15 protein-coding genes are annotated in these 22882 nt (G+C 63.6%); 13 read left to right on the top strand and 2 right to left on the bottom strand.

Annotated features, from left to right (window positions below; translation table 11 throughout):
- Positions 1-31: 31 nt before the first annotated feature.
- Complete coding sequence (locus SAZ10_RS16970; RefSeq protein ID WP_412535235.1) at positions 32-1285, top strand: MFS transporter; 1254 nt, start codon at positions 32-34, stop codon at positions 1283-1285.
- Positions 1286-1420: 135 nt separating this feature from the next.
- Here SAZ10_RS16970 and SAZ10_RS16965 read toward each other — a convergent pair whose 3' ends face one another.
- Positions 1421-1618, bottom strand: a complete 198-nt coding sequence (locus SAZ10_RS16965; protein ID WP_318610491.1) for a DUF2934 domain-containing protein — start codon at positions 1616-1618, stop codon at positions 1421-1423.
- A gap of 388 nt (positions 1619-2006) precedes the next feature.
- Here SAZ10_RS16965 and SAZ10_RS16960 point away from each other — a divergent pair, with 388 nt between their 5' ends.
- The 9 genes from SAZ10_RS16960 (at position 2007) to SAZ10_RS16920 (ending at position 12716) form a co-directional block, all read left to right on the top strand.
- Positions 2007-3470: an NAD-dependent succinate-semialdehyde dehydrogenase gene (locus SAZ10_RS16960; RefSeq protein ID WP_318610490.1), complete on the top strand. Its 1464-nt coding sequence runs from the start codon at positions 2007-2009 to the stop codon at positions 3468-3470.
- Between the two features lie 5 nt (positions 3471-3475).
- Positions 3476-4996, top strand: coding sequence for a xylulokinase (gene xylB / locus SAZ10_RS16955; RefSeq protein ID WP_318610489.1), 1521 nt, complete (start codon positions 3476-3478; stop codon positions 4994-4996).
- A 19-nt stretch (positions 4997-5015) separates the two neighbouring features.
- Positions 5016-5696, top strand: coding sequence for a phosphoglycolate phosphatase (gene gph, locus SAZ10_RS16950; protein ID WP_318610488.1), 681 nt, complete (start codon positions 5016-5018; stop codon positions 5694-5696).
- 9 nt (positions 5697-5705) lie between these two features.
- Positions 5706-6545 carry a MurR/RpiR family transcriptional regulator gene (locus tag SAZ10_RS16945; protein WP_318610487.1) on the top strand — a complete coding sequence of 280 codons (840 nt, stop codon included), beginning with the start codon at positions 5706-5708 and terminating at the stop codon, positions 6543-6545.
- A 35-nt stretch (positions 6546-6580) separates the two neighbouring features.
- Positions 6581-7285, top strand: coding sequence for a ribose 5-phosphate isomerase A (gene rpiA, locus SAZ10_RS16940; protein ID WP_318610486.1), 705 nt, complete (start codon positions 6581-6583; stop codon positions 7283-7285).
- Between the two features lie 237 nt (positions 7286-7522).
- Positions 7523-8617: a substrate-binding domain-containing protein gene (locus tag SAZ10_RS16935; RefSeq protein WP_318610485.1), complete on the top strand. Its 1095-nt coding sequence runs from the start codon at positions 7523-7525 to the stop codon at positions 8615-8617.
- A gap of 106 nt (positions 8618-8723) precedes the next feature.
- A complete protein-coding gene (locus SAZ10_RS16930; RefSeq protein WP_318610484.1) occupies positions 8724-10250 on the top strand; it encodes a sugar ABC transporter ATP-binding protein in 1527 nt (508 codons plus the stop codon).
- Positions 10251-10272: 22 nt separating this feature from the next.
- Positions 10273-11277: an ABC transporter permease gene (locus SAZ10_RS16925; protein ID WP_318610483.1), complete on the top strand. Its 1005-nt coding sequence runs from the start codon at positions 10273-10275 to the stop codon at positions 11275-11277.
- A 23-nt stretch (positions 11278-11300) separates the two neighbouring features.
- A complete protein-coding gene (locus SAZ10_RS16920) occupies positions 11301-12716 on the top strand; it encodes an FAD-binding oxidoreductase (protein WP_318610482.1) in 1416 nt (471 codons plus the stop codon).
- A gap of 142 nt (positions 12717-12858) precedes the next feature.
- Here SAZ10_RS16920 and SAZ10_RS16915 read toward each other — a convergent pair whose 3' ends face one another.
- The gene (locus SAZ10_RS16915; RefSeq protein ID WP_318610481.1) at positions 12859-13632 is read right to left on the bottom strand and encodes an SDR family NAD(P)-dependent oxidoreductase; all 774 of its coding nucleotides are present in this window, start codon (positions 13630-13632) and stop codon (positions 12859-12861) included.
- Positions 13633-13910: 278 nt separating this feature from the next.
- On the opposite strand from SAZ10_RS16915, the gene araD reads away from it, so the two are divergent.
- The 3 genes from araD (at position 13911) to SAZ10_RS16900 (ending at position 22833) form a co-directional block, all read left to right on the top strand.
- Positions 13911-15653 (top strand): L-arabinonate dehydratase, encoded by a 1743-nt coding sequence (gene araD, locus SAZ10_RS16910; protein ID WP_318610480.1) that lies wholly within the window; start codon positions 13911-13913, stop codon positions 15651-15653.
- Positions 15654-16215: 562 nt separating this feature from the next.
- Positions 16216-17145 (top strand): helix-turn-helix domain-containing protein, encoded by a 930-nt coding sequence (locus SAZ10_RS16905; protein ID WP_318610479.1) that lies wholly within the window; start codon positions 16216-16218, stop codon positions 17143-17145.
- 573 nt (positions 17146-17718) lie between these two features.
- Positions 17719-22833 (top strand): autotransporter domain-containing protein, encoded by a 5115-nt coding sequence (locus SAZ10_RS16900; RefSeq protein WP_318610478.1) that lies wholly within the window; start codon positions 17719-17721, stop codon positions 22831-22833.
- Positions 22834-22882 lie beyond the last annotated feature (49 nt).

Genomic DNA, 22882 nt, shown 5'->3' with positions numbered 1-22882 from the left:
GGACTAATTTTTGGTATGAGGTCGCGTGAGCATGACGGAAGCAGCGGGCGGGGCAACCGGGACAATCGTCGCCGGATCACACCAGCACGGCTCGCCCTACGGAGTGACCCGAGGCCTGTTGCTTGTGTTTGCAGTCACATGCGGGATGAGTGTCGCCAATATCTACTACGCTCAACCCTTGCTCGATTCGATGGCTGCCGCCTTCGCGATCAGCCCTGCCTCGATCGGACTTGTCGTTATGCTGACGCAGGCGGGCTATGCGCTCGGTCTTGTTTTCATCGTGCCGCTCGGCGATCTCGTCGATCGCCGCAAGCTCGTCGTCGCTCAAACCTTCCTGTCGGCGGTGGCGCTCGTATTTGTTGGCACGGCGCACCATGTGGGCGTGCTGTTCGCTGGGATGATCGTGGTTGGACTGCTGGCCGTGGTGGTGCAGGTTCTCGTCGCCTTTACTGCAACGCTCTCCACGCCGTCCCAACGCGGGCGCGCCGTGGGTCTTGTCACCAGCGGTGTCGTGATCGGAATTCTCTCCGCCCGCTTCGTGTCAGGGGTTATCGCCGATCTCGGTGGCTGGAGGTCTGTTTATCTCACCTCCGCTCTGCTGACATTCGTCATGAGCGCGTTGCTCGCCTGTCTCCTGCCGCGCAATGCCACCAAGCCAACCTCCGAAAGCTACGGAGCTATATTGCGCTCAATACCGACGCTGTTCCTGCGTGATCGGCTCGTCAGGGGCCGTGCCGTCTTGGCGCTTCTGATCTTCGCGAGCTTCAGCACACTGTGGACCTCACTGGTCCTGCCGCTGAGCGCAACGCCCCTGTTCTTGTCGCATACAGAGATCGGTCTTTTCGGCCTGGCCGGACTGGCAGGCGCTCTCGCCGCCGGCGGTGCGGGCCGTCTTGCTGACCGTGGACTTGGACAATCGACGACCGGAATCGCGCTGGCTCTTTTGACCTGTTCCTGGCTGCCGATCGCGCTCCTGCATTCCTCGCTGATTGCTCTCGCGATCGGCGTCATCTTGCTCGATCTGTCCGTGCAAGCTGTCCACGTGACCAATCAGAGCCTCATCCTTGCTGCGCATCCCGAAGCCCAAAGCCGCCTCGTGGGTGGATATATGGTGTTTTATTCCATAGGCAGCGGCATCGGCGCGATCTCGGCAACGACGATCTATGCTTTTCTAGGTTGGCCCGGGGTCGCCATTCTCGGGGCCACCTTCAGCGCAGCCGGTCTCGTGTTCTGGTGCTTGACCCGCCGTGGCAGTCGCGGCGTTCGCGATCTGCCGCTGGTGTGAGCGATGCTGCTCGCAACGGCAGCCAATTCTCCAACCTGGGCTTATCCGTCTGCGCTTCAGCGTCGCGGCAATTGCAACTTGATGGCGCATGCTCGCCAACATGTGAGCATCCATCATTGTGGGCGGGCGAGGCTATCAGGTCTCTCGCGTGGGATCCGAACCTGAACCGACGGTCGGATCCGTATTTGCGGGCCCGTGCTCACTCTCCGAACTCGCCGCCTCATATTCATGGACGGCTTTGTCCCAGCATTCCTGCTCGGCCTCGGGTCGTTGGCCTTCGCGCTCCCAAAGCTCTCGCGCGCGCTGCTTGATCCACTCTTCCTTGCTAGGCATTGCGCTGCTCCATTGGTGTCGCCCGCTCTTGGGATGAACGCGACCCCAGCCGATCGGTTTCGGAGATCGGATCGTCACTCTTCTCTGAAGGGCACGTCTGAGGCATTGACAAAGCGGGGTACGCGAGCGGAGGTTGACTCATAGTATAACTACTATTTTGGCCAAAGCCCGAACCGGGATGGCTTCATGGCTTTCCCGTGTGCAAGGCTATCGCACTCGCTCCGAGTTTCTCGTGATCAAATTATCAACAGGTTGAGCCATGCGCCTGACGAAACGGGGCACATGACCGCGCTTCAGTGAAGGGTGTTGCGCATGTAGTATTTCTATATTATCCCCTCCGCCGGCAGTCGAGACTGGCGGCCGGCAAGGCTTAGAGGAGCATCGTCCCGTGTTGCAGGACCTCGTCGAACGGCTCTTTATCGACGGCTCGTGGCGCCGCGGCGAAGGCGCACATATTGCTGTCGAAAATCCGGCCACAAGGGAAGTGATCGGCCATGTCGCTGCGGCGACGCCCCGCGAGGTCGATCAAGCCGTCGCCGCGGCTCGCAAGGCGTTCAAGACCTGGTCGCGACGAGCGCCATTGGAGCGGTCCAGAGCATTGCACGCGCTCGGCGACAATATTGCGGCCGAGGCGGACGCGATGGCCCGCATCATGACGCTGGAGCAGGGCAAGCCGCTCAACGAGGCCAAGGGCGAGATCCTGAAGCTGGCCGAGGCGTGCCACTTCTACGCCGAAGAGGCGGTCCGCATCCATGGCGAGATTGTCCCCAATACCACGACCGATATCGATAGCCTGGTCGTGCGCGAGCCGATCGGAGTGGTAGGCGCCATCACGCCTTGGAACTATCCGGCCGAGCTGATCGGGTGGAAGCTTTGCGCCGCGCTGGCTGCAGGCTGCACCATCGTCATCAAGCCGGCTGAACTCACTCCCTTCACAGCACTTGCTATTGCCAAGATGACTGAAAAGGCGGGCATCCCCGCCGGTGTGGTCAACGTCCTCACCGGCTCCGGAGCCGAGGTGGGGCAGGCCTTGGTCGAGCATCCCGACGTGGACAAGATCGCCTTCACCGGGTCGAGCAGGGTTGGCCTGCAGATCCAGCGCTCCTGCACGACGATCAAGCGCCTGTCGCTCGAGCTCGGCGGCAATTGCCCGTTGATCGTTACGGCATCGGCGGATCTGGATGCTGCGGTCAAGGGAGCGGTGCGGCGTTCCTTCCGCAACATGGGGCAGATCTGTATTGCCATCAATCGCATCTATGTCGCGCGGCCGGTCGCCGAGACCTTCGTGTGCCGCCTCGGCGAGGCGGCCGACCGGCTGGTGGTCGGGAACGGCATCGACACGCCGGATGCCGATGTCGGCGCCATGGCGTCGGCCGAACCTTTGAACAAAACCATGGATCACCTGGCCGACGCCCTGGCCAGGGGTGGAAAGCTCATTGCCGGCGGGCGTGCCCCGGAGGGCGAGGCTTTTTCGCGCGGCCACTTCTTCCGTCCGACAGTCGTTTCCGACTGCACGCACGCGATGAAGGTGATGACGGAAGAGACTTTCGGGCCATTGGTCGGCGTCATGGCTTTCGACAATCTGGATGAAGCCGTCGAACTCGCCAACGACACGCCCTACGGCCTCGCTTCCTATGTCTATGCCAAGGACGCGGACGAGATCCGTTACCTGTCGAGCCGACTCGACTATGGCAACGTCGCCGTGAACAATGTCGACGCAGGCATCATGAACGCGCCCTATGGCGGCCGCAAGCAGAGTGGCGTGGGCTACGAGCACGGCCGTGAGGGCATGCTTGAATACCTGAATTTTAAGCACATCCGCATCCGTTACGACGAGCCCAAGGCGGGGTGAGCGCCATGACCCAGGCTCTCCTCGGTATCGATATCGGCACTTCCGGCTGCAAGGCGTTGCTTATCGACGTTGACGGTGCGCCGCTCGCCAGCTGCACGCAAACCTACGGATTGTCGCAGCCGCACCCCGGATGGACTGAGCAAGATCCTCAACTCTGGGTAAATGGGGCGCGAGCCGCGGTTGCCGGCGTGCTCGCGCGAAGCCCGGGCGTCGAGATCGCGGCCATCGGCCTTTCCGGCCAGATGCACGGGCTCACGCCGCTGGACGCGGCGCACCAGGTACTGCGCCCGGCGATCTTGTGGAACGATCAGAGGAATGGTCAGGAATGCATCGATATCACCGAGCGCGCGGGCGGCCTTGATGGCCTGCTCCGCCAGACGAACAATCGCATGCTGGTGGGCTACACCGGTGGCAAGATCGTCTGGATGCGAAACCACGAGCCGGAGCTGTTCGGCCGCCTCAGGCATGTGCTCAACCCGAAGGACTACCTCCGGCTGCTGTTGACGGGCGAGCTCGCGACCGAGGTGTCCGACGCGTCCGGCACCGGGCTTTTCGACACCCGCAATCGAAGCTGGGCGACCGGCCTTCTGGAGGTGATCGGCATCGATCCTGCGCTGATGCCCCCATGCCACGAATCCCACATCGTCAGCGGCCGCGTCAGCAGGTCCGGTGCGGAACTCTTCGGTCTGCCGGCCGGCACGCCCGTGGTCGGCGGCGGTGGCGACAGCGTCATTCAGACGATTGGTTCGGGCGTGATCGGGCCGGGCGAGCTTCAAACCACGATAGGGACCGCAGGCATCGTGGCGGCAGCCCTCGACGAGCCGGTAGCCAATCCTGACGGGCGGCTGCAGGTCTTCTGCAATGTAGCGCCGGAGAAATGGCACTGCATGGGAGTGTCCCTCAACGCCGGCGGCGCGATGGAATGGTTCCGCACGCTGCTTGCCGGCTTTTCCGAAGGCAACGCGCTCTCGGCGGAGCAGGTCTGTGAGATTGCCGCCGGTGCGCCGGCCGGGTCACGTGGGCTCTTTTTCTTGCCCTACCTCAACGGCGAGCGCTGTCCGCATCCCGACCCTGCCGCTCGCGGCGGGTTTGTGGGGCTGACGGCCCGCCACGGCGCTGCCGACATGGCGAGGAGCGTCATGGAAGGCGTGACCCATTCGCTGTTCGACATCTACGCCCTCATGGAAAAGGTCGATATCGGCCGCAAAGTCATCAAGGCTTCAGGCGGTGGCGCGCGTTCGGCACTGTGGCGTCAGATGCAGGCCGACCTGTTCGACTGCGATGTCGTGACAACCGAGGGGGCCGCCGAGGGCGGTGCGTTCGGCGCGGCGCTCGTGGCCGGTGTCGGGATCGATATGTGGCCGAATGCCGTCGAGGCGGCCAAGGTCTGCCGGCCCGTGACGCGTGAGACGCCCGACAGCGCCGGAGCCAAAGTTCTCCGCAAGGCCTTCGACGTCTATGCCGGCCTCTACCATGCGCTTGCCCCGAGCTTCGACGAGATCGACAGAGCCCGACTTGACCCCTGATAACAGAGAAAGAGGCGTCATGAGCCATCGTCATGCCAGCTACAAAGCGCTTGTCTTCGATCTCGACGGCACGTTGATCGACAGCGCACCGGACATAGCGGCTGCCATGAACAAGGTGCTGGATCGACGTGGCTGGCCGACGCAAACCGTTGACTTCGTCGAGAAGTTCATCGGCTTCGGGGCGCGTCGCCTGCTGCTGGACATGTTTGAGGCGCTAGGCCTGCCTGTCGACGACAAGACCGTTGATGAGGCGGTCGAGGAATATCTCGACAATTACAGCCGCGAACCGGCCGAGCGCACCTTGTTCTATCCCCATGTCCGCGAGGATCTCGAAGCGCTTCGCGGCGCCGGTGTGCGCCTCGGCATCTGCACCAACAAGCCGCAAGGACTGTCTCTCAGGGTCCTGGAAATCCTGGGTATCGCCTCGTTGTTCGAGACGGTGGTGGGCGCCGACGCCGCTCCGGCGTGCAAACCGCATCCAAGTCATCTGCTGGCTGTGGCCGAGCGCATGGACCTCAATGGAAACGCCTGGGCCTATGTCGGCGACACCAAGGTCGATCAGGCGACCGCCCGCGCGGCGGGGGTTCCCTTCTATGCGGTTTCCTGGGGATCGGGCAGTCAGGTTGTGGTCGAACCGGAGTGGCGCCTTGACCGCCTGATCGATCTCGCGGCCAATCCTGGACCTGTGCCAACAAGGTAGAGGGAACAGATGGCGACGAGCTTGTTGCAGCGTGTGTTGCAGGAAAGCGAGGAGATGGGCGCGGCGGAGCTTCGAGTGGCGCGCTTCGTAAGCGCCAATCCGGGCGAAGTGATCCACATGAGCATGGCCCGCCTGTCGGAGCAGTGCGACGTCAGCGACCCGACGATCATGCGCTTCTGCAGGCGTTTCGGCTTCCAGGGCTATCAGGATTTCAAGCTGAGCCTTGCCCAGAGCCTCGTGCCGTCCGCGCCGTTTGCCTATGAGCAGATCGTTCCGGGCGATTCGATTCAGAACGTCGTGCGCAAGACGGCGCGCAACTCGCTGAACGCCGTTCAACGCCTGTTGGAGGACCTCGATCCAGGTGAGGTCGATGCCGGGGCGAAATTGCTGCACGCAGCAGCGTGGATCGGCATTTATGCCAGCGGCATTTCCGAGATCACGGCGCTCGACGCCGAGCACAAGTTCCAGCGCCTGGGCATGCGATGCGCAGCCCTCATCGGGCGCAAGAAACAGTGGCTCCACGCCGAGACATCGCGGCCCAACGAGGTCGCGCTGATCTTCTCCCAGTCGGGCCACACCAAGCAGATGGTCGATGTCGCCATCGCCTCCCGCGCCAGGGGAGCGCGCATCTTGTCGATCACCGCAGCCGACAGTCCGCTCGCTCACGTGTCGGACGTGCTGATTGCCGTGCTGCCGTACGACCGGACCGAGATCATGACGCCGCTTGCGTCCCGCCTGAACCACCACCTCGTCGTCAACATGCTGGTGACGGCGATCGCGATGAGGAGCGGCAGCGAATTCCCGGACCAACTGCCGGCCCTCGACTCCTGGCAGACCGATAAAATCTGAACTTGCCCTTCGGGGCCTAAGGAAAAGGATATGAAATGAGCGGGCAGGACGAAGCGAAGAAAGCGGCCGGACGGCGGGTGATCGAGGAGTTCGTGAAGGATGGTATGAAGCTCGGTCTGGGATCGGGTACGACCTCCCACTTCTTCGTGCGTGAGCTCGGCAAGCATGTTGCCAACGGTCTGAAGGTCACCTGCACCACCACGTCGCGCTCGACTAACGACGTGGCCCGCGAGTCGGGCATCGCGCTTACCGACCCTAACGACATCGGTGAAATTGACCTGACCGTAGACGGGCCGGACGAGATCGATCGCGACTTCAACATGATCAAGGGCGGTGGCGCCTGCCTGTTGTGGGAAAAGATCATCGCCCATGCCTCGAAACGCATGATCACCATCTGCGACGAGAGCAAAATCGTTGAACGGCTCGGCGCTTTTCCGCTTCCGGTCGAGGTCGTCCAGTTCGCCTGGAAGCAGACCGAGCGCATGGTCGCGAACGTGCTCGCCGATCACCGCATAAAGGGGGCCGTTATCGAGCGCCGCATGCGCGGTGGCCAGCCCGTCGTGACCGACAGCGGCAATTTCATTCTGGACTGCCGCTGTGGCGTCATTCCTTCGCCCGCCAAACTCGAGATCGAACTTAATCGTATCCCCGGCGTGGTCGAGAACGGGCTCTTCACCCGCGAATCGCAGGGCATGGTGGTTGGCCGCTTCGACGGCACAAGCTACGTCTCGATGCGGTGATCTAGTGAATTGAACATTTTGCCGCTGAAAGAGCGGCGTCGGTGCCGGACTTTTCCCCGTTCCTGGCGCTGCGGCGTACTATCGAGCTAAACAGCAGAAAAAAATACGCTTTGTGGCCTGGTAGCGTTCACTGCTCTGGCCCCACAAACAGCGAAAAATTGGTTTCTCAGGTAAGCCGAGCCTTGCGCGTTATCGAGGTAACTAGTATTGCTAGATGGACACATTGGGAAGAGGCAGATGAATCGAACGAATGGACTGACGCGTCGCGGAGTGCTGAAGGCCGGTGGCGCACTGGGTATGGCCATGGGTGCGGGCGCGCTCCTTGGCAAATCCGCCTGGGCGCAGGATGCGGGCTTCATCCCGTTCAGCAACAAGAGCCTCGATTACTATTTCTTCGTTATCCAGGAGGAGGCGGTGAAGCGCGCCGTCGAGGCCAACAAGATGAAGTTTCAGGCGACCAATGCGAGCTTCGACAACACGCGTCAGCTCGAGCAATGGCAGAGCCTGATGCTGAGCCAGCCCTCCGCGATCGTTTCCGACCCGATCGACAGTCAGGCCATCGTCTCGGCCATCCGTCGCTATAATCAGAAGCAGATTCCCGTCGCGATCATCGACACCCCGTCGGACGGCGGTGACGTAGCCATCACGGTGAGCTTCGACAACAAGCAGGGCGGCGTCATGGCCGCGCAGGAGATCGTGAAGCAGCTGACCAAGAAGTACGGTAGCCCGAAGGGTACCGTGCTCAACTGCTTCGGCGCGCTGCAGAGCGTCGCCTGGCGGCTGCGCAAGGAAGGCATGGACGAGGAGTTCGCAAAATATCCGGACATCAAGTATCTGACGCGCCCGACCGAAGGGCAGCTCGATCAGATGCTGGCCGTTACCCTCTCGACGCTGTCGGAATTCCCGGATCTTGATGCGGTCCATGCGCCGTCCGATTCACCGTCGCGCGGTATCGTCACGGCGCTCCAGCAGAAGGGTCGGTGGAAGAAGGTCGGCGAAGACGGGCATGTGATCTTCGTCAACATCGATGGCGAGCCGGTTGCGCTGAAATGGATCCAGGACGGCTATATGGACGCTTGCGTCTCGCAAGATCCGATCGCCTATGGCGAGATCGCCGTCGAGATGCTCGTCAAGCATTCGATCAAGGGCGAGGCGGTGCCGACCGGCACCTACGAGAACAAGAAGTACTTCTGGGAGAAGGGCGAGATCGTCGCCGGCTCGACCGGCCCGACCCTCATCATCCCCCCATTCGTCATCGATGGCGCCAACTCGGGCGACAAGCGCCACTGGGGCGCGATCTCGGAGAAAGAATGGGGCATTCCATATACTTGATGCATAGCGACGCATCATCCTCCCGTGCCACGCCGGCTTCGCCGGCGTGGCATTGCCGCGTGGTCGAGAGCCGCGCAAGCATGCTTCATCTGAGTTGGAACCCGAATTGACAGCCGTTTCCGCCAGGCAATCAGGCGAGGATCCCTTCATCCTCAAGGTCGAGAATCTCGGCAAGCGTTATGGGCCCACCACCGCGCTGCGCAACGTGTCACTGGGCATCCGTCGAGGAACCATCCACGGCTTGCTGGGCGAAAACGGCGCGGGCAAATCGACACTGGTCGGCCTGATCTCCGGCCAGCGCGAACCATCGACCGGAACGATCTATCTGGACGGCCGACCAATCGAGAAGTTCGACGTCAAGGCAATGGAGAAGGCTGGCGTCTTCCTGGTCACCCAGGAGCCGATGATAGTCGACCACATCACGGCGGCTGAAAATCTGATGCTGGGCATCTGGCCGAGCAAGGGTGGTTTCGTGAGCTGGCGCAGGTTGAAGGCCGAGGCCGCCCGAATGCTGGATGGCTCCGGCATCGACCCGCAGGCGATGGCCGGCAAGCTCGACGCCGTCGCCCGCCGCAAGCTCAACATCCTGCGGGCCATGTTCAGCGGCGGCAAGGTGATCATCCTCGATGAGCCGACGGCGGCACTGACCGTCGAGGATCGCGTCCAGCTTTTCGCTTTCATGCGCGAACTGAAGGCGCAGGGCGTCACCTTCATCTTCATTTCCCATTACAATGACGAGATATTGCACATCTGCGACGCCTGCTCCGTTCTGCGCGACGGCGCTCTCGCCGGAGGCACAGAGGATGTCGCGAGCCTGACCTCCGAACAGCTCTCCGAACTGGTGCTGGGCCGCGGCTTGGTGCTGTTCCAGCACGCGCGTCGAACATTTGACGGTGAAGAACCGGCCGTTCGACTGCGGGACGTCGTCAGCGATCGGCTGAACGTCAGGGAACTCGATCTCCGGCCGGGGGAGATCGTCGGCTTCACCGGCTTGCCTGGAGCAGGGGCCAAGGAGCTGGCGCGGACCATCTTCGGGCTGGCTTCCGTCCGGTCCGGAACGATTGCCTTCGGCAAGGACAGTCCTCGCCCTTTGCCGGCGACACCGCGCGACGCTTTCGACCTGGGAGTGGCCTTCTTGTCGGATGATCGCAGGCGGGACGGCCTCGTGGCGCAGATGACCATCGGCGCCAACATATCGCTGTCATCCCTCTCCGCCGTCGCACGCGCCGGTTTTCTGCGGCCGGAAGCGGAACGGGTGCTCTCGGAGCGCTATTTCCGCGCGATGGGCATCAAGGCCGCTGGCCCGTCCACCGTCGTCGACACGCTGAGCGGGGGCAACCAGCAGAAGGTGTGCCTTGGCCGCGTGCTTGCGACGGAACCGCGGCTGCTCATCCTCGACGAGCCGACGCGCGGCATCGATATCGGCGTGAAGCAGGATGTATTGCGCATCATCGACGAGCTGAGCCGTTCCGGCGTCACCGTCATCATCGTGTCGACCGACATCGACGAGATCGTACGTGCCGTCGACCGGGTTTGCGTGTTCGAGAACGGCGAAATTCGAGAAGAGCTCGCAGGCGAGGCGATCTCCAGCGAGCGCCTCCGCCAGGAGAGCATTGAGAAGGCGGATGTATGATAGCCGGACAGGGAAGGACGCCATGAGCCAAGCCACAACAGCCGGTGTGAAGCCGGCCGCAGCACCTGTGCCAAAGCAAGGCGGGAAATCTGCGCTTGGCTGGATTCTGCACAATGTCGTCTGGATCTGGCTTATCGCATTGGTGGTGATCTTTGGCCTCTTCAACGAGTATTTCTTCACCACCTTCAACCTGCAGAACATCATGGTGCAGGCCACAGTGCTTGGCATGATAGGGCTGGCCGTCGCCTTGCCGCTTCTGGTGGCCGAGATCGATCTGTCGTTGCCCGCCAATCTCGGCTTTTCCTCGGCCATCGGCGCAATGGCTTACTCAGATCTGGGGCTGCCCTGGGTGCTGGCGATGATTGTCGGCATCGCAGTGGCGACCCTGATCGGCTTCTTCAACGGGCTTTGCATCACCAAGCTGAAGATGGTTTCCCTCATCCAGACCTTGTCGATGATGATCATCCTCCAGGGCGCCCTTCTGGCGCTGACGCAGGGCCGCACCATCACCAATCTTCCCGACGGCTATGTCTGGATCGGCCAGGCCGCATTTGGTGGTGGCTGGCCGGTGATGCCGGTGGTGTTTGTCGTGACGCTTGTCGCGATGGCGGTGCTGCTGCGCAACACCGTGCTGGGCCGCAGCATCTATGCGGTGGGCGGCAACGCGGTTGCATCCAATTCGGCCGGCATTCGTGTCGATCGCATCAAGATCATCGCCTTCACCATCGCCGGCTTCCTGTCGGGCGTGGCAGGCTACCTTCTGGCATCCTGGCAGATGGCGATCACTTCGAACCAGGGATCGAGCTATCTGCTCTATGCGATTGCCGCTCCCATCATCGGCGGCGTCAGCGTCTTTGGCGGCCGTGGCAACGTGGTCGGCGTGCTGGGCGGTGTGCTTCTGCTCACCATCATACAGGTCGGCCTGGCGATCATCGCCGTGCCTTCTTTCTATGTGGGCATGATCGGCGGCCTGATGATCTTCATCGCCGTGGCCATAGACGCGATCCGCGTCCGCTACTTCGGCTGATACGAGCCACGGAATTCAACGGCATGGCCACCGCTGACCTTCAGAGCTTTCGTGCGGTCCTCGACAGCGCGGGTGTAATCGAAGGCGAGGCGCCTGAAGCAGCACGCTACCTTCATGACTGGACGGGCGACTATCAGGGCTCCGCGCTGGCGATACTGCGTCCACACTCGGTCGAGCAGGTCCAGGCAATCGTGCGCATCTGCGCCGATCGGCGCATTCCAATCATCCCGCAAGGCGGCAACACAGGCCTGGTCTCGGGAAGCATTGCGGATGGATTAGCTCAAGCTGTTGTCGTTTCGCTGGAGCGACTCAATCGCATTCGCGGCCTCGATCCGACCAATTTTACGCTGCGCGCCGATGCCGGCGCCGTGCTTCAGACGCTGAAGGATGCGGCGGAAGCTGAAGATCTGCTGTTTCCCCTCGCGCTCGGCGCGCAGGGTTCCTGCCAGATCGGCGGCAATGTCGCCACGAATGCGGGCGGCATCAATGTGCTGCGCTACGGGATGGCCCGCGACCTGGTGCTCGGGCTGGAGGCAGTCCTGCCCGATGGCAGCCTTTGGCAGGGCATGACCGGACTGCGCAAGGACAATCGCGGTTACGACCTGAAGCAGCTTCTGATCGGCTCGGAGGGATCGCTCGGCATCGTCACGGGCGTGGAGGTGAAGCTCTTCCCGCGGCCGGCAAATGTCGAGACCGCCTATCTCGGGGTTCGCAGCTTCGAAGATGCCATGGCCCTGTTCGGCATGGCTCGCCGCGTTTGCTCGGATCTCCTGACCGCTTTCGAGGTCATTGGTTCGGAGTGCATCGCGCTTGCGCAGCTGGCAAATCCTGATACCCGCGTGCCGCTGGAGGGGGACTGGCAGGTCCATGTCATCATGGAGCTGGGCTGCAGTTCCGCGATCGATGGCCGAGCGCTGATCGAGAACCTGCTCGGGGAAGCCTTCGAGGCGGATTTGCTTGGTGACGGTGCGATCGCACAGACCAGGGCGCATGCGCGCGCCTTCTGGGCGATCCGCGAGGATCTTGTCGAAGGGCAGGCCAGACGCGGCAGGCACATCCGCACCGACCTTTCGGTCCGCCTGAGCGATGTGGCCCGGATGATCGAGGATTCGCGCCGCCATATTCTTTCGGCATGGCCATCATGGGAGCCGCTGGCCTATGGGCATGCCGGCGATGGCAACATCCATTTCAACGTCATGCCGCCGCCCGATCTCTCGAACGAGGCCATACACGATAGCGGGAAGGAAATTCTCGACGGACTTTATGCGGTCGTGCGCAAGCTCGGCGGCTCCTTCAGCGCCGAGCACGGCGTCGGCCGCAGTCGCCGGGATACTTACTGGGACTGGCTGCCGCCGGAGCAGCGCGCGGCCGTGAAAGCCATAAAGGCCGCCTTCGACCCGCTCGGCATCATGAATCCGGGCAGCCTGATCCCGCTTTAGCTCTTTGTTTCCAGATTTGTTCGAATAACGGTACGCACTATTTCGGTCCGATGCGTCAAATACTGATCCGGTTCCGGCGGAGAAGACTTTAGCGATATTAGCTCCGGGACGCAGCAGTATCAGCTGCGCCCCAGTTCGGAGCCTACCAGCAGGTGTAACCAGCGTCGGCCGAAACGATCGAGCCGGTTAGCAGGCTGCTGGCATCGGACGCCAGGAACAGCACCACCGAGGCAATCTCATCCGGCTTTCCGACCCGATGCATCGGCGTATCGTCCAGCCATTGCTGGAACATCGGCTTGTCCTCCTTGGCGAAGCTCAGCAGAGGCGTATCGATGTAGGTCGGGGCGACCGCGTTGACGCGAACGCCGCGCGTCGCCCACTCGGCGGCCATCGATTTCGTGAGGTGATGAACCCCGGCCTTGGCCGCGTTGTAGTGGCACTGTGTCTGCGGGCGGTTGACTATTATTCCGGACATCGAGCCGATGTTGACGATCGAGCCAGCGCCCTTCGCCAGCATATGTCGGCCGAATGAGCGGCAAGAGCGGAACACGCCGCTGAGATTGATGTCGATCATCCTGTTCCAGTCGGCGTCGTCCATCTCTTCCGAGGGAATTCCGGCCTGGGCGATGCCCGCGTTGCAGACGAGAATGTCGGCTGGACGGCCTTCGCGGGCCATCTCGTTGGCGACGCGGTCAATGGAGGCTTTGTCCGTCACGTCCAGCATCTCGGTTCTCACCTTGTAGCCGCTCGATGCGAGCGCTGCGCGACCACTTTCGCATCGCTCGGCGCTGACATCCGTCAGCACCACATCGGCGCCCGCCTCGCAGAGCGCCTCGGCGCAGGCCAGGCCGATACCTTGACCCGCGCCGGTGACTACGGCCACGCGGCCGGTCAGATCGAACTTCTGGAGATACATTATTCCTCACTCGTCGTTTCGTGCTCGCAGGCTCCCGCGCCGGCGAGCGATTCAACCGCTTTCGATATAGACGACCTGCGTTTCCATGTATTCATTGAATTGGTGGCTGCCGCAGGCTTCGATGCGCCGAGGCGCTCCAAGTTGACCTGCCTCGATAGCCGTCGGCGGTCAGAAGGTGGCCTGGGCAGAGGGGGGCATTATGGGCAAAGTGGACGATCTTAGTAGGCGGGCGCTCCAGCGGAAGAAGCGATAAGCGCGTCCACTTTGAAAGCAAGCCGATGACCGAGAAGAAGAGAATCTCCGTTTCCGATTTGCGCAGCCAGCGCTGGTTCGCGGCGCCTGGCCAGCCGGGCAATCACAAGTCCTACCGCACCAAGCAGATGGGCTATGCCGGCGAGGATTTCCGGGACAAGCCGGTCATCGGCATCATCAATACCTGGTCGGAGCTTGCCTCCTGTCACACCCATTTCCCGCAGCGCGTCGAAGATGTGAAGCGCGGCGTCTGGCAGGCAGGCGGCTTTCCGGTGGAACTGCCCGCGCTCAGCGTCAGCGAGTCCTATGTGCGGCCGAGCACGCTGATCTATCGCAACCTGCTTGCCATGGACACGGAGGAGATCCTGCGCTCGCATCCCGTCGATGGGGCGGTCCTGATGGGCGGTTGCGACAAGACCACGCCGGCGCTGCTGATGGGCACGGCGAGCATGAACATTCCTGCGATCTTCGTGCCGGCCGGCGCGATGCTGAGCGGCCATTTCCGCGGCCGGCGCAATCTCGGTACCGGCTCCAGCACCTGGGCAGCGCTTGCCGATTTCCGGGCCGGCAAAATCGACGAGAAGACCTGGCGCGCCTTCGGGGAAGGGACCGCGCGCTCGCCAGGCACCTGCAACACCATGGGCACGGCTTCGACCATGACCTCGCTCGTCGACGTGCTCGGCATGTCGCTGCCCGGCGCAAGCTCCATCCCGGCGGTCGATTCCACCCACTCGCAGATGGCGAGCCTCGCCGGGCGGCGCATCGTGGAAATGGTCTGGGAGGATTTGCGTCCGCGCGACATTGTGAGCCGCGCGTCCTTCCTCAATGCCGTTGTCGCCGACATGGCGCTCTCGGGCTCCACCAATTCGCTGATCCATCTCATCGCGATGGCGCGGCGGCTCGAGATCGCATTGTCTCTGGACGATTTCTCCACTGCCGCGGAAGCCGTCCCGGTGGTCTGCAATCTGCAGCCCTCCGGCAAATATCTGATGGAGGACTTCTATTACGCTGGCGGTCTCAGGGCGCTGCTCTCCGTGATCCGTGACCAACTAGACCTTTCCTGCCTGACGGTGACGGGACGCTCGCTCGGCGAGGAGATCGAGGGCGCGGCACCCTATGACAGCGATGTCATCCGGCCTCTCGACAACCCCGTCTATGCTGCCGGCGGACTGGTCGTGCTCAAGGGCAATCTCGCGCCGCGCGGCGCGGTGCTGAAGCGGGCCGCCGCCAGCCCGCAACTCCTCAAGCACACGGGCCCGGCGATCGTCTTTCCGAACTTCAAGGAGATGCTCGCCCATATCGACGATCCCGATCTCGACGTGACGCCGGACAGCGTGCTCGTCCTTCAGGATGCCGGCCCGATCGGCGCGCCGGGCATGCCCGAGTGGGGCATGCTGCCGATCCCCAAGAAGCTTCTTGCGCAAGGCGTGCGCGACATGGTGCGCATTTCGGACGCGCGCATGAGCGGCACCAGCTACGGAACCTGCATATTGCATGTCTGCCCGGAAAGCCGGGTCGGCGGGCCGCTGGCGCTGGTACGGACCGGTGATCTTATCCGGCTTGATACGGACGCGCGCAGCCTCGACCTTCTGATCACCGAGGAGGAGTTCGCGCAAAGACGGGCCGATTGGACACCGCCGCCGCCTCACTACCAGCGAGGATACGGCGCGCTCTTCTCCGAGCATGTGCTGCAGGCCGATGAGGGCTGTGACCTCGACTTCCTGGCGAAGCCCGGCATGACGCCGGATCCCGAAGCCGGCTTTTCCTGAAGCTCCGTCCTGCATATCTCGCCGGAATTCCGCCGCTGGCGGGCCGTCCGCGCTGGTCCGCAACGGTGAAATAATCCACCTGAGCGTGCGGGAGCGCCGGCTGGCGTTGCTGGTTCAACAGGACAGAGCGGGACGCGGGCTCACGTCAGTGCCGCCTGCCGAAAGGCGCGCCATGCAGGTCTACAACCAGCAGGTCAATGCGGTCCATATTTCGGCTCCTCCGGCAGGACGTCCAGATTGGACAGGAAGCTCGGCACGAATACGAGGTCGAGTGAGCCCTGACCCACCACCTGATGGGCTATCCTCACATCACATTGCCGCTTCTCGCAGATCGAATCTCGGCCGTGCGCATTGCCTTCATCCCGGATTGCCAGGATCCTGTCATACTATAAATAGTGGCCGATCCGCGCTGCGAACGCTCCTCAGCGTTCTGCCAAGCTCCTCCTACAGACTCCTTGTAATTGACGACCACGATATCCTGATGCTGCCCCGCTCCGTGCTCGATACCGCAGGCCTTTGCGCAAGGGAGGCGGCCGCCGTCTGGCAGGACAGGGTCGGCGTCATGTTCGACATCCGCCTGCACCAAGCGCCGGAGAACGGCTTCCGGGCCACCGTCGAAGGTTTCCAACTCGGTGAACTCGTGCTGGGAAGCTGCCGCACGGTCGCGCAGACCTTCGACCGTTCTGCGCGGCGCATCAGCCGCGACGGCCTCGACCACCTGCTGCTGCAATTCTACACTGAGGGAAGCTGCGGCCGGCGCGATGGCGGCGCGGGCGAGCGGACCCGGCCCGGCGACCTCTGGATATCGGACCTCGCCCAGCCGCAGGCCGCGGCCGCGACCGATTTTCGCAACCTCAACCTTGTGGTCCCGCGCCGGCTGCTGACGCCGCTGCTTGCCACAGCGGACAACCACAACATGCGCGTGGTATCGGGCAGCGACCCGCTGGTGCGGCTGCTGCACGGCCACCTCGAGGCGCTGTTTCAAAGCGCGCCGCAATTGCAGCCGCAGGATGCCGAGGCGCTGGTGGCGCCGACGCTGCAGCTTGCCGCCACCGCCATCAACGGCAGCGTGCGCGAGGAGGGCCGGCAGGGCGTCGTCTCTTCGCTGCTCGGCGCCATTTCGCGCCACATCGAACTCCACCTCGGCGACCCCGGCCTGTCGGCCGACAGCGTTGCGGCGGCGTTCGGCATCTCGCGGCGCAAGCTCTATTATCTGTTCGAACCGTTCGACGGCTTCGCCAGCTATGTTCTGCAGCAGCGGCTGCAAGCGTGCCGCAACGCGCTCGCTGACCCGGCGCAGCGCCACCGCAACGTCGCTCAGATCGCCGAGGCGTACGGCTTCACCAACTCCAAGAGCTTCAGCCGCGCCTTCCGGCGGCATATCGGCATGACCGCACGCGAGGTGCGCAGCCTGGCCGCCCACGGCGAAGGGCACCCTGCGCCCCACGCGCGGGCGGACGATTGGTGGTCCTGGATCCAGCGGCTGCGCTAGAGCATCGGACCGAAAAGTAAGAATTCCGATGCGAAACAAAGAGATAGAGCGGCGTGGCGGTTCAATTTGAACTCACGCCGCTCTAGCAACAGCCTCGCACGAAGGCGGCCCAACGAAGACCTTGTTTCCATCGGCCGTGGAACCGCGGCTGGGTCCTTGTTCTTGCATGGAACGTTACCGGTCTTGCACGGCAGGCAACATTTCAAGGTCGCCCGCCGAGACCGCGTGATCATTTGCGACCGCGTTGATATGGGGGCCGAAGTCGATCGACCCGGAGGCACCGCGGCCTTCGGCATCGCGACGGATCAATATTCAACGATGACAACGTCAGGTCCGCGGCCGCGACGGCGAAGCGGTGGCGGCTGCGGCGTGCGGGGGTGTGGTTTTGAGCAGCATGACATCGACGTCGGGCAAGACACCTCCGGCTTGCTGATGATGATTTGCAGTCTGCCATCCGGCGTAAGCAAAGGCCAACGCCATCGTTCGCTCAAATGGTGCCATGCCGGGCCTCTTCGCCCGACAACCGTTCTCGCCACAATCGCCCTGTCTGTTTGCACATTTTGCACGGTGCCGATGTCGACCGCGCTCGCCGATGGTGGTTCGGGGGGGCGTGGTGGAACCGGTGGCATTGACGACCCTGCCGGCGCGGGCGGTAGCGGCAGTAGTGGCGCTGGTACCGGTGGAGGTGGTGGCGCAGGACAAACCGGCGGACAGGGCGGATCAGGCTATTCCGGCGCGAAGGGAGGAGCAGGCGGCAACGCCACTGACCTGCGGGGCGCTGCCGGGGGGAACGGCACCGGCGCCGGCGGTGGTGGTGGCGCCCATGGTTTCATGGGCGATACGCTGCCGACATCCATGGTGACAGGCGGTTCTGGCGGCGCCGGCGGTTCTGGCAACACGGTGAGCCCATATGGCGGTGGGGGTGGCGCCGGGGGCTACGGGGCTGTCGTTACGGGCTCGGGCGATCTCGGTGCGCTCACCGACAATGTCCGCGGTGGCGCCGGCGGCGCCGGTGGCGAGGCGAGCGGCCAAGGCGGCAATGGTGGCAGCGGCGGTATCGGATTGTTGCTCACGGCGTCCGGCGCGGCGACGGTCACGATCGACGCTCGGGTCCAAGGCGGAGCTGGCGGCAGGGGAGGCGATGCGGTCACCTTTGCCGTCGACGGAGGCAAGGGCGGCAATGGTGGGGCCGCACTGGTTCTGACGACGTCCGGCGAGGCGATCGTCACCATCAACAGCCGGGTGCTGGCCGGTGCGGGAGGTAACGGCGGCTCCAATATGATGGCAGGCAGCGGAGGCGACGGCGGTATCGGGGTTCTGCTTGCAAACATCAGCGCGGCAACCATCACTGTCAACGGCATCGTCCAGGGCGGTGCCGGCGGGCACTTGGGCGTCGGCGCGCCCCGCGGCACTCGTGGCAGCGGCGGTGGCGGTCTGGTCGGTCAAAATCTGACCGTCACGATCGGTTCGAGCGGCAGCATCGTTGGAGGTCTTGGTGCCGACGGGGTGACGCGCGCGAATGCCATCACCTTTACGGGGGGCTTCAACACGTTGCACTTGACCGGTCCGGTGTCGGGATTGACCGGGGATGTCGGCGTGACCGGCTCGCTGACGTTCGATCAGTCCAACGATACGGTGGTCGCGAATGCCATCACAGGCACCGGCAGGCTCATCAAGAGCGGCAGCGGCGCCATGACGCTCTCGGCAGTCAATAGCTATTCCGGCGGTACGACGCTCACGGGGGGCTCGCTGTCGGTTGCGTCGGACAGCAATCTCGGCGCGGCCTCTAGTGCCCTGACGTTCGACGGCGGCACGTTGCAGGTCACCGGAACCTCTTTTTCCTCTACTGCGCGCACGGTCAATTGGGGCGCCCATGGCGGCGGCTTCGACATTGCCCATTCGTTGAACGCGTTCACGTTGAGCCAGGACCTCGGCGGAAGCGGTTCACTCACCAAGCTTGGCGAAGGTACGTTGATCCTCGCTGGGACCAATACGTATACGGGCGTGACCACGGTGGCCTCCGGAACCTTGCGCGCGGGCGCGACGGGGGCTTTCGGCCAGAACACCAAGGTGACAGTGGCCTCGAATGCGATACTTGACCTCAACGGCTTGAACCAAACCGTAGGCTCGCTCGCCGGTGCGGGCAATGTCACGCTCGGTTCCGCAATCCTGACGACCGGCGCCGACGGCACCTCGACGAGCTTTGCGGGCACGCTCTCCGGCCGCGGCGGCCTGACCAAGATCGGCAGCGGGACTCAGGCGCTGACCGGTACCAACGGCTATACCGGCGGTACCACACTCACGGCCGGCGCGCTTGCGGTTGGCGCGAGCGCTGCGCTCGGCAGTGGGACGCTCGCAATGGCCAACGGCACCGAGCTGATCTTCACAGGCAACGGTCTTACCTTGGCCAACGCCGTTACCGTTTCCGGCGATCCGACCTTCACCATCAATGGCGGCAATGTCAGCACGATCTCGGGGGTCATCGCCGATGGCGGCTCGCCCGGCGATGTGGTGAAGGCCGGAACCGGGACTTTGATCCTGATCGGGCAGAACAGCTATAGCGGTGCGACTACTGTTGCAGCGGGCACGCTCGAGGTGGACGGATCGATCGCAAGCTCGAACCTCACCACCGTCCAGAACGGCGCCACCCTGACGGGCGCCGGCAGGGTCGGCGCCACTCGGATCAATGCAGGCGGCGTTCTTGCCGGGACTCAGGGCCGCACGCTGACAGTCGACGGCGATCTGACGCTCGCGCCCGGCAGCACGGTCAATGTTGCGCTCGGGGGAGCGTCGGGCTGGGCGCTGTTCGACGTCGGCAGCAACCTGACGCTCAACGGTGCGCTCCACATCACCGATCAGGGCGGATTTGGGGTCGGCGTCTATCGCTTGTTCGACTATGGCGGCAGCCTGCTCGGCGGCGGATTGACGATCGGCTCGGCGCCCAACGGTGCGACGGCGGATAACCTCGAGATCCAGACTTCGGTCAGGGGACAGGTGAACCTTATTTCGAGCGTCGGCGCCACGCTCGGCTTTTGGGATGGCGGCAACACGGCGTTGTACGACAACGGCGTCATCAACGGGGGCTCCGGCGTCTGGCGCGCTGATGGTCGCAACTGGACGACCGCCGATGGTTCCGTGAACGGCCCGCTCCAGCCCAGTCCAACCTTTGCGGTCTTCCAAGGCGCGGCCGGCACGGTGGACGTGGATGATTCTGCCGGCGCGATCGGCGTCACGGGCTTGCAGTTCAGCACCGACGGCTACCGTATCACGGGCGATCCCATCACGCTTCAGGGAGCAGGCGGCGAGAGCATCGTTCGCGTCGGCGACGGCTCGGCGGCTGGATCGGGCATGACGGCAACAATCGCCTCCGAACTCACCGGCACCAGCAAGCTGGTCAAGACCGATCACGGCACGCTGATTCTGGACGGCGACAACAGCTACACGGGCGGCGCCGAGATCCGGACCGGCACGCTCCAGGTTGCACGCGACGCCAACCTGGGTGCAGCGACCGGTGGACTGACCTTCAAGGGCGGGATGCTCGCAAACACCGACTCGTTCGATACCAGCCGCGCGATCACATTGATGCAGGATGGACGCTTCGATGTCGCCGCGAACACCGAACTCGGCCTGGCGGGAACCGTCAGCGGCGGCGGCAATTTCGTGAAGAGCGGCTCTGGTACGCTGCGGCTCGATAATACGGCCAACGCCTATGGTGACACGATCGTCCGGAACGGCACGCTGATCGGCAGCGCCGGTTCGATCTCGGGCCATATTGGCAACGCGGGGACCGTCATTATCGATCAACAGAGCGACGCTCGCTTCGCCGGTGACATCACGGCGCTCAATGGTGGGCGCGGCCTGATGGTCAAACGCGGCGCGGGCAATCTGACCCTCGCCGGAACATCCTCACTGGACTGGACGATCGAAGCCGGCGGGGTGATGTCCTCGGCCGAGCGGTTCGGCGGCAATGCGGCGATCGGAGCTGGCGCGTCCCTGACCTTCGACCAGGCCACGGAGGCGGCCTATGGGGGTACCTTGTCGGGAAGTGGCAGCTTCCTCAAAACCGGCGCCGGCCTGCTCCGGCTGAGCGGGAATGCAGCTGCATTCACCGGTACGACCTCGATCGCCGCAGGCAGTCTTGCAGTCGATGGATTGCTTGGTGGAACGGTCGATCTGCTCCGGGGCGGTCGCCTGCAAGGGACCGGAACAGTCGGCAGCACCACTGTATTGGGTACGGTGGCGCCCGGCAACTCGATCGGCACGCTCAACGTCGCCGGCATCGCGTTCATTCCGGGTTCGATCTACGAGGTGGAGGTGAACGCGGCGGGGCAAGGCGACCGCATCAATGCGAGCGGGACGGCCAGAATTGACGGCGGCTCGGTCAAGGTGCTGGCCGGCATAGGCAACTACGCAGCCTCGACCCATTACACGATCCTGAGCGCCAATGGCGGGCTTAGCGGCACGTTTGACGGTGTGAGCTCGAACCTCGCCTTCCTCGATCCGACGCTGAACTATGACGCCAACAACGTCTATCTGACGTTGAGGCGCAACAACACCAGCTTTGTCGACGCAGGCATCACGCCGGACCAGGTCGCTACCGGCGGCGGGGTCGAGAGCCTTGGCTTCGGCAATCCGCTCTACAATGCAGTGGCAAACCTGTCAGCCAGCCAGGCCCGCTACGCCTTCGACCAGCTCTCGGGGGAGATCCACGCTTCGGCGCGCACGTTACTGATGGAGGACAGCCGCTTCATCCGCAACGCCGTCGACGACCGCATCCGTTCCGCTTTCGGCGAGGCGGGTTCCGCCGGCGGCACGGTCGTGACCTATGAGCGCGGTAAGCCGCGCCTGGCAGCGGCCAATACTGATGACTTCGCGGTTTGGGGTGAGGCGCTCGGCTCCTGGGGCCACACGGATGGCGATGGCAATGCCGCGCGTCTCAGCCGCTGGACCAGCGGCTTCTTCGTCGGCGCGGATGCGCCGGTCTTCGACACTTGGCGCTTCGGCGCGGTGGCGGGCTTTAGCCGCTCGAGCTTCGACGTGAAGGAGCGCCATTCTTCGGGCTCGAGCGACAATTACCATGTCGGCTTCTATGGCGGCACGCAGTTGGGCGATCTCGCCTTCCGCACCGGCGCGGCCTACACTTGGCATGACATTTCGACGAGCCGCAGCGTTGCGTTCCCGGGCTTCGGCGACAGCCTGAAGGGCGACCAGAGGGCTGGCACCGCACAAGCCTTCGGCGAGTTGGGATATGGCGTCAAGCTTGGCGCGGCCCGGTTCGAGCCCTTCGCCAATCTGGCCTATGTGAACCTGCATACGGACGGCTTCACGGAACAGGGCGGAGCCGCGGCGCTGAGCGGCGCTTCGGCGAACACCGACGCGACCTTCACCACGATCGGCCTGCGTGCTTCGAGCAGCTTCGACCTGAACGGGGCCGCGGTCACCGCCAGGGGCATGGTCGGCTGGCGCCATGCCTTTGGCGATCTCACCCCGCTCGCCACATTGTATTTTGCCGGCGGTGACGCTTTCACTGTCGGCGGCGTGCCTTTTACGCGGGACGTGGCCGTGGCCGAAGCCGGTCTGGATATTGCGCTGTCCCGGGCCGCAACCCTCGGCTTCTCTTATGGCGGCCAGTTCGGCCCCGGCCTTTCTGACCAGTCCGTCCGCTCCAATTTCAACGTGAAGTTTTGAACCGACGTCGTGGCGCGGCTATTTCCCGGCTCTTCATCTACGGCTCCCG

The organism is Mesorhizobium sp. BAC0120, assembly GCF_033542235.1.
GTDB lineage: Bacteria > Pseudomonadota > Alphaproteobacteria > Rhizobiales > Rhizobiaceae > JAWRCU01.
Note: the sequence above shows the minus strand (reverse complement) of the source record. Positions and strands in the feature narration are given on the sequence as shown.

What these genes read in the sequence shown, in the direction of transcription:
- SAZ10_RS16915 (WP_318610481.1), bottom strand. Translation starts at nt 13,632, where the DNA reads ATGTATCTCCAGAAGTTCGATCTGACCGGCCGCGTGGCCGTAGTCACC.
- gph (WP_318610488.1), top strand. Translation starts at nt 5,016, where the DNA reads ATGAGCCATCGTCATGCCAGCTACAAAGCGCTTGTCTTCGATCTCGAC.
- araD (WP_318610480.1), top strand. Translation starts at nt 13,911, where the DNA reads ATGACCGAGAAGAAGAGAATCTCCGTTTCCGATTTGCGCAGCCAGCGC.
- xylB (WP_318610489.1), top strand. Translation starts at nt 3,476, where the DNA reads ATGACCCAGGCTCTCCTCGGTATCGATATCGGCACTTCCGGCTGCAAG.
- SAZ10_RS16945 (WP_318610487.1), top strand. Translation starts at nt 5,706, where the DNA reads ATGGCGACGAGCTTGTTGCAGCGTGTGTTGCAGGAAAGCGAGGAGATG.
- SAZ10_RS16905 (WP_318610479.1), top strand. Translation starts at nt 16,216, where the DNA reads ATGTTCGACATCCGCCTGCACCAAGCGCCGGAGAACGGCTTCCGGGCC.
- SAZ10_RS16965 (WP_318610491.1), bottom strand. Translation starts at nt 1,618, where the DNA reads ATGCCTAGCAAGGAAGAGTGGATCAAGCAGCGCGCGCGAGAGCTTTGG.
- SAZ10_RS16935 (WP_318610485.1), top strand. Translation starts at nt 7,523, where the DNA reads ATGAATCGAACGAATGGACTGACGCGTCGCGGAGTGCTGAAGGCCGGT.
- rpiA (WP_318610486.1), top strand. Translation starts at nt 6,581, where the DNA reads ATGAGCGGGCAGGACGAAGCGAAGAAAGCGGCCGGACGGCGGGTGATC.
- SAZ10_RS16970 (WP_412535235.1), top strand. Translation starts at nt 32, where the DNA reads ATGACGGAAGCAGCGGGCGGGGCAACCGGGACAATCGTCGCCGGATCA.
- SAZ10_RS16920 (WP_318610482.1), top strand. Translation starts at nt 11,301, where the DNA reads ATGGCCACCGCTGACCTTCAGAGCTTTCGTGCGGTCCTCGACAGCGCG.
- SAZ10_RS16925 (WP_318610483.1), top strand. Translation starts at nt 10,273, where the DNA reads ATGAGCCAAGCCACAACAGCCGGTGTGAAGCCGGCCGCAGCACCTGTG.
- SAZ10_RS16900 (WP_318610478.1), top strand. Translation starts at nt 17,719, where the DNA reads ATGTCGACCGCGCTCGCCGATGGTGGTTCGGGGGGGCGTGGTGGAACC.